Genomic DNA, 11,506 nt, shown 5'->3' on the forward strand with positions numbered 1-11,506 from the left:
TATTTGATGGAGCAATAGGATTGGGTGGATTGAGAGAATGAGTGGTTGAGTGATTTAGGGATTATTTTTAATATGAATATTACTTGTAGAGACGCAATACTTTGCGTCTAAAGCCGAATATTATTACCTAAAAAAGCGGTCGGAAAAACAATTTCCGACCGCTTTTTTAATGAAATTGGTGTAGTGGCAACTGCAAGAGTTGCCACTACATCAAAAAAATCTAATCAAAAGAGTTCTTTTGACCAAAATAAAATCTTTTGTGCAGCTCTATTTCATAACGCATCATTCGGCATTAATACCTAAATCACTCAAACACTAAATCACAAATCACGCAATTGACAATAAGTTTGGTTTCGAGTTTTTAATGCCAAAGTATTTATGGTAAATTTGTTATTTAAAAGAAAATTTGTTTTGTGGATTTAGGATTGAGGAGAGGTTTTTGTGGAAAATGATTGTCAAAACGGACAATAAAAGATAACCTAGCCATTGAATTCGTTTAGTTTAGCAATAGACTGAATAGGAAATTAGAGAAGATGATGTTGAAAAGATTATTAGCGTTAAGTTGTATTATAACCCTATTGTTAGGTGCCATCGTTGTGGCAACAGATGTTTCGTCGGCTTCACCTCTTGAACAACAAAGAGCCCGCAAGCGTCGTCATGTGAGTCGTAAAAGCAGTCGATCACGCAAAAGTCGTGCACGCGTGCGTCGTGTGGCAATTGCGCACCCAATTGCAAATATGGTTTTTACTCCACCCAATGCTCCTCTTTTCAACACTAGCAGTATTTTACTTGAAAACCAATGGGTTGATAGTGTATTTGCAACCTTGACTGACGACCAAAAAATTGGTCAGTTCTTTATGTTGGCGGTGCATCCTAATAATGGCGAAGGGCATTTCAAAAAAGTCGAAACACTTGTCAACAATTATGGAGTAGGCGGCGTAATTTTCTTCAAAAGCGAACCTCACCTTCAAGCTCAAATCAATAACCGTCTTCAGTCGCAGGCTCGTGTTCCTTTGTTAGTATCCATCGATGGCGAATGGGGTTTGGCTATGCGTATGAATTATACGATGGCTTTTCCAAAACAAATTACCCTTGGTGCAATTCAAGACAACGACCTGATTTATCGTATGGGGCAAGAAATTGCTCGACAATGTAAGCGTTTGGGTGTGCACCTCAATTTTGCTCCAGTAGTAGATATCAACAGCAATCCTAACAACCCAATTATTGGACACCGTTCTTTTGGTGAATTGCGTGAAAACGTAGCAGCCAAAAGTAGTGCATATATGCGTGGAATGCAGGCCGAACAATTGCTTGCTTGCGCCAAACATTTCCCTGGGCATGGCGATACTCATGGCGATTCGCACCGTACCTTACCACAGTTGGCTTACAGTGCGCAACGCCTTAAGGATATGGAGCTATATCCTTTCCAACGATTGATTAATGATTCTATTAAGTCTGTTATTGTTGGGCACCTCCAAGTACCAGTATATGATTGGAAACCTGCAACACTTTCCCCAACAATTGTAACCAATTTATTGAAACAAGAAATGGGTTTCAAAGGCTTAGTCATTACAGACGCCTTGAATATGCGTGGTGTTCAAACGTCGCCTCATATTCCTGGAGGCGTAGATTTACAAGCCTTTTTAGCAGGAAATGACATTTTGCTATACTCTGAAAATATTCCAGAAGGTATCAAAAAAATAAAAGAAGCTATCACTAATGGAACCATTCCACAAGCGGAGGTAGATTATAGAGTAAAGAAAATTTTACATGCAAAATATTGGGTAGGGTTAAATAAATTCAAGTACGTCGAAACTACCAATTTGTATCAAGACCTTCATACGCAAGAGGCGGCAGCAATTCGTCAGGAGTTATTTAACAATGCAGTGACTTTGGTAAAAAATGACCAAACTTTGCTTCCCATGAGTGGAGCCGATAAAAAACTGGTATCCGTGGGTATTGATATTAATCCTGACAATGGTTTTGAAAGAGCTTTAGATCAATATGGCAACTTCCAACATTTTACTAGTGGAGGCAAAAATTCTGAGGCATTTTACAATGAAGTTCTCCGTTCGGTAGATTCAACTAGTACGGTGGTTGTTGGTATTCATGATTTGAAGAACACGCCCTACACACGCTATGGCGTAAGTACTTCAATGCAGGAGTTTATCAAAAAACTAGAAAAGAAAACCAATGTCATTCTATGCGTTTTTGGAAACCCTTATAGTTTAAAATATTTCAACGAGTCAAAAACTGTTATTTGTGGCTACGAGGATGTACCAGAAGCACACAAAGCAGTTGCTAATGTAATTTTTGGTAGACTTTCAGCCAAAGGAAAACTTCCAGTATCTGTAGAAGGACTTTACAAAGCAGGAGATGGTATCATTACCAATCAAACGGGTTTAGTACAAGATGGTAATCCTGAAGGTTTGGGTTTTAATACCACAACCCTCAATCAAATAGACACGATTGTTCAGAGTGCTATTGAACAGAAAGCCTTCCCCGGCTGTCAAGTGGTGGTAGCTCGTAAAGGGCAAATTGTGTATCAGAAAAACTTCGGACGGCTAAGTTATGAGTCGTCTAGCAATCCTGTCAACGACCAAACGATTTATGATTTGGCATCAGTGACCAAAGTGTCTGCCACCTTACAAGCCATTATGGCTTTATATGATCAAAAGAAAATAGACCTTGAACAAAAGGTCTCTTTTTATTTAGAGGAGTTACGAGGTACAAATAAAGAACACATGACCATCAAAGATGTGCTTTGGCATCAGGCTGGGTTAGTAGCTTATATCCCTTTTTGGAACCGTACACGTACACCTTTAGGTTGGAAAAATGAATATTATAGCAATACCGAATCGTCGGAATATCCATTGCAAGTAGCCGAAGGAATGTATGCCAAAACTGCCATTCGTGATTCTGTTTGGCATTGGGTAATTCAATCATCATTGACTGGCAAAAAAGACAAAGAAGGACATTACGGATTTGTCTACAGTGATTTGGGTTTGATTATGATGCAACATTTGGTAGAAAAAGTATCAGGTCAATCTTTGGATATTTTTGTAAAAAACACCTTTTATCAGCCATTGGGGCTAGCCACTACGGGCTATAATCCTTTACAACGTTTTCCAAAAGTACAAATGGCACCTACTGAAAACGATAAGGTTTTTAGAGAGAGATTGCTACAAGGAACGGTACAAGATCAAACTGCTGCCATGTTGGGAGGTGTATCAGGTCATGCGGGTTTGTTTAGTTCGGCAAAAGATTTGGCTATTTTGATGCAAATGAATTTACTCAAAGGCTCGTATGCTGGCAAAAAATATTTGGAAGAAAGTACTGTCGAATATTTTACCCAAACCAAATCACCAAGAAGCCATCGCTCATTGGGCTGGGATAGATTACCAGCAGGAGGCTCTAGTAGTTATATATCTTCTTTGGTATCACCCACCTCGTATGGACACTCAGGCTACACGGGTACGCTCGTATGGGTAGACCCAAGCAAAGAAATCGTATTTGTATTTTTGTCTAATAGAGTAAATACTTCAGCCGAAAATACCAAAATTAATACATTAGGTATTCGTAGAAAAGTAATGGATGTGGTGTATAAGGCGCTTAAATAAGTTTTCTCTAGCTTCTCAAAATCAAACAAAAGCTTGATTGTATTTTTCAAAAACCTTTGCTACTTCTTCCAAAAACTCTGGTTTGTCCTCAAAGGCATTGCCAATCGTGATAATATCGGCCCCTGCTTCTAGGGCTTGAGCTACCTTTTCAGGTGTATTTAAGCCTCCTCCTACAATCAACGGAATATCAATCATCCCTCTCACTGCCTGAATCAATTTGGCAGGAACAGGTATTTCGGCTCCACTTCCTGCATCCAGATAAATCAATTTCATTCCTAAATATTGTCCTGCCAAAGCGGTACAAGCCGCAATATCTGGTTTGTTGTTTGGAATTGGCGTGGTGTTAGACATATACGAGACCGTTGTCGGGCGACCACTCTCAATAAGCAAATAGCCTGTCGATAATACTTCTAGTTGACTTTGTTTGAGCAAGGGAGCTGCTACCACATGCTGACCAATCAAAAACTCAGGATTGCGTCCAGAAAGTAGTGAGAGAAACAAAATAGCATCGGCCGATGGCTCGATATGCAAGCTATTGCCAGGGAAAAGAATGACTGGTTTGGAGGTCTGTGATTTGATTTGACTAATCACAGACTGTATAGAAGGCGTGGTAATAAGACTACCACCCACCAAAAAGAAATCTATCGGAGAAATATTACATAATGCCAACAACTTCGATAAAGAAGATTCATCTACCTTATCAGGGTCGATAAGGACAGCAAGAGATTTTTTGCCTTGTTGTCGAAAACTATTCAGTTGTTGGAGTAAGGTTGTTGTTGTCGTCTGCATCAGCATTAATAGATTCTTTCATCAGCGAAATCGCCTCTAAGATTTTGTCTTTAGCAATGGCAATCAAAAAGGACATCATATATCCTTTGATTGAGCTAATAATCCATGATTCTTCTTTGGGTTCTTTAACGGCTACGGGAAGATTAGTATTTTCATCATAGACGATTTCTTTCACCTTGCTTTTTTTATCGGCAGGCGAAAGCCATTTAAAAAGCAAATAGGTTCCAAACAAAACTCCCCCTATTACAAGGGTAGCTGTACCTATTTTGGTTGCCTCTGTTTTGATTGTAATAACCTGATTGTCTATTTTATTTTTATATTCCTGTGCTTCTTGTTGCAATTGCTCTTTACGAGCGGCTGTATTTTGTGAACTCAGTGCTGGTAACATAAGGGATAGGGCTTTTATCTCAAAAGATTTAAAAAAAAACGATTTATAAACCTTTTTCAACAGTGTGAAAAAACAGGACTTTAGCACAAAAAATATGTTTTTGTAAACTAAAGAATCCCCAATCGAAGCATAAAGCACACGCACGACCTTGGCGTGTCGAAAGCTCTTTGCGTTCAAAACTAGGAAAAAAAGTGTTCTTTTCTGTAAAAATTCTTTAAAAATGAGTTACCGACTACTGTTCAATCGTTTCGATTGAGTTAGTTTTAGGTGGCTCATTTTCCTGTAAAGGTTGTTTGAGGAGATAAAATACTAGCCCTGTGATAAGACCTAATAAGCTTGTGACAATCACAAATCCTAAAAAGTCACTATGGGTAACATGATTTAGATAAAGGGCAAAAGTAATGAAGACAAAGACAAGAAAAATGGCAGAAACTATGCCCAAAACAAGTAGCAATACCAGCTTTTTGATGGCTGCTTCAATGCGTTCTTGAACTTCTATTTGAGTAAGTTCAATCTGAGTTTGTACATATTTGTACAAATTATCGACCAAGCCGTTGGGTTCTAAAAGTTTCATATTTTTGAATCAGCCCGAACCTTAGTTCGGAGGTTTATAAATGAACTCCGAACTAGGGTTCGGGCTATATATTAATCCTCGTCGCCCCCTCTGATACCAGAAAGAATATTGCTTCCGAAGAAAATAGCATTCAAAAATAACTTATTAGTTCCATACCAAAAAGCTCTGAAGTTAGGATTGTCGGTCATCACGATAACTTTTCCTGCTCCGTAAGCCGTAGCAACTACCGCTGGAGTGTTCTTCATCGTCTTTCTATTTGGCTCAGTAATGTACCCGCTCACCAATGGGTCGTTTGAGTAAATGAGTGGTGCATTGTATGGATCTTTGATTTTTTCTAAGAAAATCGTATTATCCTTAAATACACTCAAGGTTGGTTCTTTGTAGCCATAACCAATTGGGTGAGTTGGATCTAATTTTACTTGGAAAATAGCCCCAGCAATCAATTGAGCGCCTTTGTAGCGTTCGGCCAAAGCATAAGGTTTTGGACTTGAAGTGGTATCTGCTGGCGTATTTTTGATTTTTACTGGAGAAAGTCCTTTCGAAGCTACCCATGGTACAGCATCTGTTACAGCGATTAGCGTTCCACCTGCACGTACCCAGTTTTTGATTTTCTCTTCATTCAAGGCACTATACTCACCACTCGACAAAATCAAGGTATTGTATTTGTCAAGGCTCATACGGTTTACTTGAGCAATATCAGACATCGTCAATGGCAAGTTTACGCGAGTATCCAATAAGTGCCAAATTTCTCCCGCATCGTTTGGATTGATACCTGCTCCCGTAATCATCAATGGGCGTGGTGCACGCATTGGGGCAAAATAGCTACTTCCTAAGTCTATCCCCGTTGGCGTTAAGCCTGTTGGAGCAGCGTAGAAATCAACGCCATCTCTTTCTGCCAATTTCTCTAACAAAGCACGTAATCCGTCCAGATTGCTGAGTTGGTTACCGCCAGCGGTAATTTCTACAGTACCATAGTCAAAAGATTTGGTGCCACCTTCGATAACGCCTGTAAATGGCTCTGTGGCAACTTTAAGTTTGTATCCTTTTTTCTGTAATTCATAAGCTGCACGTGGAGCAAAATATCCGTCCCATTCAAACAAATAAGCGTAATTACTTGAGCCAATCACACGACCTTTTGGGAAATCATTTTTAGATATTTTTTCACCTAATGCTACAGGAGTTTTTGCTTCGCCATAAGGTACGTTGAAGCACAATGGCATTCCCCATGCTGAAATATCATAGAAAAGTGAATCTTCGAATTTGGTACGTTTTTCAAAAATACCCTGAGCCAAACGATACTGTGGTTGCGAAAGTGGCACTACATACGAATTTTCTTTTTTGAATGATTTACCTTCTACTATTTCATCTTTGGACAAACGATATACTTCAATGTCGTGCTGACGTAAAATACGAATCATTTCATGAGTCTTCACATGATCTGTTGTATTACCAAAAACGTAGGCTTGTGTAGTGCTAGGGTTTTTCTCTTGATAAAACGAGCGTTGGTAATCTAACAATTCTTGACGCATTGCTTTTGCTGCACGCAAGGTAGAAAGCGTTGTCGTAAATTGGTTACGTATCGTAAAAGCAAAACTCATTGGTCCATTTGGTGTATCTTGTAAATGTCCACGTGAACTCGCTTGCTCGAACAAGATACCGATACAACCTTGTGCATCTGGGAAGGTCGAACCTTTTCCGTAATAAAAATCATCGTAACCTTCTTTCGTAAAATACAAAGAGCCGATTTTATCTAATGCTGAGGCGTGGAATTTCCCGATTTTCTCGGTCAATTCAATATTTTTCTTTGGTGTAATCGGGTGCGTACGAGAAGGAATACCCGGTTGAAAAAAGAATGACGAGCCACTACCCATTTCGTGGTGGTCAGTCAAAATGTTCGGTTTCCATTCGTGGTATTTCACAATACGGCCTTTACTTTCAGGGTGTTGTGTGTACAACCAGTCGCGATTAAGGTCAAACCAATAGTGGTTATAGCGACCACCAGGCCACGTTTCATTCAATTCACGGCTGTTGGGGTCAGCTACCAAGTTCATGCTTTTATTAGCATTTACCCAGCTCGAAAAGCGTTCGCCACCATCAGGGTTGATACGTGGGTCTACCAAAATCACCGATTCGTTTAATACTGAATCTATTTCGGCTCCTTGTGCTGCTGCCAAATAATATACTGCCAAAGGAGCAGCGTTGGTACCACTAGCTTCGTTGCCATGTACCGAGTATCCCATCCAAACAACGATGGGCATATCGGCAGTTTTGAGGCTTGACGATTTGTCTGGTTCAACAAGTTTGTGGTGTTCAGCTTTGATTTGGTCGATATTAGCCAAATTTTTGGGAGAAGAAATAGTAAGCAGAAGTAAAGGACGATTTTCGTAAGTTCTACCATATTCGACTAATTTGACACGGTTAGAAACTTCTGCAACCTTTTTCATATATCCAACAAGTTGCTCGTGTTGGATATGCCATTCGCCTACTTGGAAGCCAAAATACTGCTGTGGGGTAGGAATGGCAGGGTCATACTTCACATTTTGTGGCAAATAATAGCTGTCTGCTACTTGAGCAAACGAAACATGAGTAAGCATTAAAAGCAAAAAAGCGGTTGCCCGCTTTAATATGCTAATGCTAAACGAGTAGCGGTAATTCATAGTGTGAAAAGTTGGTTGATAAAGAAAGACGATAAAAATCTGCAACACCACTTTAGGGATGGTGCCTATATAAAACGCTTAAAAATAAATGCACACGAATTACCAAAAGATTCTCTAGGGACTAGCCAATCTTTAAGTAAAAGCACTAGAAACTCGCTTCACAAACGTTACTATCGTTGCTTCATGAGTTTTGCTTCGATGGTTTGTTGCGTATGAGGTACAGCTCTCAAACGCTCTTTTGGAATCAACTTACCAGTATCGATACAAACACCATAAGTGCCGTTTTTGATACGAATCAAGGCATTTTCCAACTGAGTTGCAAACTTTTGTAGGCGCGCAGCCAACTGGCTCATACTTTCCTTTTCTGAAGTATCTGCACCATCTTCCATCAACTTTGAGCTTCCCGAAGTCACATCAGTACCTGGGTCGTTACGCTTGTGTAGAGCTTCACGGATGTAATTCAATTCACTACGAGTATCATCTAATTTTTTAGTGATTAGCTCTTCAAACTCTTTCAATTCTTCTTCAGAGTAGCGTGTTTTTTCTTCTACCGAACCTGTATTCATCATAATTGTACCAATGATTTTAGTGAGTCAAAATCCCTTTTGACAGGGAACATCCTTAAAATTGCGCAAATATACGTGGTAAATTTTTAGTAATTGAAATATTTCAAGAAATAATAAAAATTTTCCAAAAAATAACAATTTGGTAATTTACCCATTTTGCCAATGGTTATTTGGTAAATGCTTGTATTACCCATAAAGTTAAAAAGCAAAAATGAAAAATTGTGCAAAATTGTGTTTTTGGCCAAAAAATCGGGTATTTCTACTTACAGACTAGACACTTGACATTCTCGTTTAAGGGTTGCAATATTGTGAATATTTCATTAACAAATTGATTTTTTAGAAGTTTATTTTGTGTTTTATAAAGAACGAATCAGTGGTTAATTTATGAGAAAAATCACTCAATTTTTTATAAAACTCAATAAGTTTCAACAAACTGCGATAATGCTATGACATACATAGAACCCGCTCCTATCAAAGATAAGGAGAACCCTTTGGAATCCATGATGCAGCGATTTGACAAGGCTGTAGAGTTGTTAGGTATCTCTGAAGAAATGTACTATATCTTGAAAGTACCTGCACGCCAAGTAACGGTTGGATTGCCGATTACCATGGACGATGGAAGAATCAAAGTATTTGAGGGTCACAGAGTTATACACTCTAATATCCTCGGCCCAGCCAAAGGTGGTATTCGCTTTGACCCAGCTGTAAACATTGACGAAGTTCGTGCTTTGGCTGCTTGGATGACTTGGAAATGTGCCGTAGTGGATATTCCTTACGGTGGTGCTAAAGGTGGTATTGCTTGTAACCCTCGCGAAATGTCCGCAGGCGAAATGGAGCGTTTGATGCGTGCGTATACGGTTGCTATGTTAGATGTGTTTGGTCCTGATCGTGATATTCCTGCACCTGATATGGGTACTGGCCCTCGTGAGATGGCTTGGCTGATGGACGAATATTCTAAAGCAAAAGGTATGACAGTAAATGCTGTTGTAACTGGTAAGCCATTGGTATTGGGTGGTTCGCTGGGGCGTACAGAGGCAACAGGTAGAGGTGTGATGGTTTCGGCGATGGCTGGTATGGACAAACTAAAAATCAATCCATATAAAGCTACTGCAGCGATTCAAGGTTTTGGTAATGTAGGCTCATACGCGGCAGTATTATTACATGAAAGAGGCGTAAAAGTAGTGGCTATCTCTGATATTTCAGGTGCTTATTACAACGAAAATGGTATCGATATCGAAGGAGCAATCAAATATCGAGATTTGAATCGTGGTACTTTAGAAAACTTCCCTGGCGCAGAAAAAATCACTAACGAACAGCTTTTAACGCTTGATGTAGATGTATTGGTGCCTGCCGCCAAAGAAGACGTTATTACACACGATAATGCTAGCTTCATTCAAGCAAAAATGATTGTGGAAGGTGCAAATGGACCAACGTCTGCATCGGCTGATGATATTATTAACGAAAAAGGTATTTTGGTTGTACCTGATATTTTGGCTAATGCTGGTGGTGTAACTGTATCGTATTTTGAATGGGTACAAAACCGCATGGGCTACAAATGGAATCTCGACCGCATCAATCGCCGTTCTGACCGTATTATGAAAGATTCATTTGATAAGGTATTCTTGACTTCTCAACAATTTAATGTTCCGATGCGTATTGCTGCCTATATCGTTGCTATCAAAAAAGTAGCTGATACTTACAAGTTTAGAGGTGGATATTAATCTGTATCTGTAGAGACGCAATGTTTGCGTCTTAGTTGTATCAAAAAAGAGGTCAAAAAAACAATTTTTGACCGCTTTGGGGTGCATCATATTTATTCATTTACCTTTTCTTATTACAAAACAAAAATTAAAAAATGTGTCATCCCAAAGTTTAAGATTGGGAATATTCTCTAATTTTTTATCAAAAAAGGCGTTCGGAAAACATATTTCGAACGCCTTTTTTGATAAAAACCTACTATATATAACTTGGCTAGAGACGCAATCATTGCGTCTCTACTACTAGAATAAAAATTGGTTCTTTGAACATTTTTGTGGACTAAATGTATTTTGCTAAAACTCTTAACCTCAAATGCTCAAAATTAGGCATACCAAACGATAATCTTTTGACGTGCTGAATGAGATTATTGAGTCCTTCGGTTACGGCATTGGTGGCAAAAGTATTCGCGTATGAAGCAATATTTGCCATCCAATTTTGGAGTGTTTTAATAAACTTATTGGTTTTAGGATGCTCTAATTTAGTAGCTTGTTCAATCCAATCATTAAGTAAATGAGTCATATTTTCAGCATCAGTAGCACTCTGGTAAATGGCATGGAATCGGTTACGTTGTATATAAAATTGGTGTAGGGTGGGGCTTTTTTCAAAAGCCAGATTCAATAAATGAGTTTGTTCCTCAGTGCAGTTTTGTGCTTGCTTAAACAATAACCATTTGATGTTTTTGAACTCTTGATGGGTTTGATAAGTTTTACGAAGCGATTTTCTGACGGCATCAAGGGATTCATTAAGGGCTTTGACAATATGAAAATAGTCTAATGTAATCTCTGCATTGGGAAAACATTGTCTGGATGCCAAAATATAGGAGTCCCAAATATCACAAGACACAACTTGGATTTACTGACAAATTTCAGCCCTATGCTGACAAACGGGACATTGACCTGTCCTCATCGATAGATGACAGTGAATAACTAACTTGGTGGGTAAGTGCTCTATTGAATCCACCTTCAAATCTGGCAAGGATAAAAGATTCTCGTAAAAACTGTTTTCCGACATATATTTATTTTTCCACAAAAATATTCAAAAAACCAATGTTATTTAGTACCGTAGATGTGTTTCTGCTTAATGCCTACGGCCTACAGCTTACCGCCTAAAACCCTAATATTGCTCACCTACTTATCGTGGAATCGTATAGTAAA

8 protein-coding genes are annotated in these 11,506 nt (G+C 38.9%); 2 read left to right on the forward strand and 6 right to left on the reverse strand.

All coding sequences use genetic code 11. From position 1 onward, the window contains the following. Positions 1-533 precede the first annotated feature (533 nt). Positions 534-3,620, forward strand: a complete 3,087-nt coding sequence (locus ACOVQ4_RS03930; protein ID WP_421819351.1) for a glycoside hydrolase family 3 N-terminal domain-containing protein — start codon at positions 534-536, stop codon at positions 3,618-3,620. Positions 3,621-3,641: 21 nt separating this feature from the next. Here the strand turns inward: ACOVQ4_RS03930 and ACOVQ4_RS03935 are convergent, their stop codons facing one another. The 5 genes from ACOVQ4_RS03935 to ACOVQ4_RS03955 all read right to left on the reverse strand — a co-directional run bounded on the left by ACOVQ4_RS03935 (position 3,642) and on the right by ACOVQ4_RS03955 (position 8,597). Continuing rightward, complete coding sequence (locus ACOVQ4_RS03935) at positions 3,642-4,409, reverse strand: geranylgeranylglyceryl/heptaprenylglyceryl phosphate synthase (protein ID WP_421819352.1); 768 nt, start codon at positions 4,407-4,409, stop codon at positions 3,642-3,644. Beyond that, on the reverse strand, positions 4,369-4,797 hold the full coding sequence (locus ACOVQ4_RS03940; RefSeq protein ID WP_421819353.1) for a hypothetical protein: 429 nt from the start codon (positions 4,795-4,797) through the stop codon (positions 4,369-4,371). The genes ACOVQ4_RS03935 and ACOVQ4_RS03940 overlap by 41 nt, the downstream gene beginning before the upstream one ends. A gap of 232 nt (positions 4,798-5,029) precedes the next feature. Further along, positions 5,030-5,371: a phage holin family protein gene (locus ACOVQ4_RS03945; protein ID WP_421819354.1), complete on the reverse strand. Its 342-nt coding sequence runs from the start codon at positions 5,369-5,371 to the stop codon at positions 5,030-5,032. 71 nt (positions 5,372-5,442) lie between these two features. Beyond that, entirely contained in the window at positions 5,443-8,028 is a 2,586-nt protein-coding gene (locus ACOVQ4_RS03950) for a M14 family metallopeptidase (protein WP_421819355.1), read from the reverse strand. 170 nt (positions 8,029-8,198) lie between these two features. Continuing rightward, positions 8,199-8,597, reverse strand: a complete 399-nt coding sequence (locus ACOVQ4_RS03955; RefSeq protein ID WP_421819356.1) for a TraR/DksA family transcriptional regulator — start codon at positions 8,595-8,597, stop codon at positions 8,199-8,201. 443 nt (positions 8,598-9,040) lie between these two features. On the opposite strand from ACOVQ4_RS03955, the gene ACOVQ4_RS03960 reads away from it, so the two are divergent. Next, a complete protein-coding gene (locus ACOVQ4_RS03960) occupies positions 9,041-10,315 on the forward strand; it encodes a Glu/Leu/Phe/Val family dehydrogenase (protein ID WP_421819357.1) in 1,275 nt (424 codons plus the stop codon). 316 nt (positions 10,316-10,631) lie between these two features. Here the strand turns inward: ACOVQ4_RS03960 and ACOVQ4_RS03965 are convergent, their stop codons facing one another. Beyond that, positions 10,632-11,195 carry an ISL3 family transposase gene (locus tag ACOVQ4_RS03965; protein ID WP_421819358.1) on the reverse strand — a complete coding sequence of 188 codons (564 nt, stop codon included), beginning with the start codon at positions 11,193-11,195 and terminating at the stop codon, positions 10,632-10,634. Between the last annotated feature and the right edge of the window lie 311 nt (positions 11,196-11,506).

The sequence above is a fragment of the Flectobacillus sp. genome (genome assembly GCF_049240685.1).
In the GTDB taxonomy this organism is placed as follows: Bacteria; Bacteroidota; Bacteroidia; order Cytophagales; family Spirosomataceae; genus Flectobacillus.

Coding starts and splice junctions, on each gene's coding strand:
- ACOVQ4_RS03930 (WP_421819351.1), top strand. CDS start 534: ATGATGTTGAAAAGATTATTAGCGTTAAGTTGTATTATAACCCTATTG.
- ACOVQ4_RS03935 (WP_421819352.1), bottom strand. CDS start 4,409: ATGCAGACGACAACAACAACCTTACTCCAACAACTGAATAGTTTTCGA.
- ACOVQ4_RS03940 (WP_421819353.1), bottom strand. CDS start 4,797: ATGTTACCAGCACTGAGTTCACAAAATACAGCCGCTCGTAAAGAGCAA.
- ACOVQ4_RS03945 (WP_421819354.1), bottom strand. CDS start 5,371: ATGAAACTTTTAGAACCCAACGGCTTGGTCGATAATTTGTACAAATAT.
- ACOVQ4_RS03950 (WP_421819355.1), bottom strand. CDS start 8,028: ATGAATTACCGCTACTCGTTTAGCATTAGCATATTAAAGCGGGCAACC.
- ACOVQ4_RS03955 (WP_421819356.1), bottom strand. CDS start 8,597: ATGATGAATACAGGTTCGGTAGAAGAAAAAACACGCTACTCTGAAGAA.
- ACOVQ4_RS03960 (WP_421819357.1), top strand. CDS start 9,041: ATGACATACATAGAACCCGCTCCTATCAAAGATAAGGAGAACCCTTTG.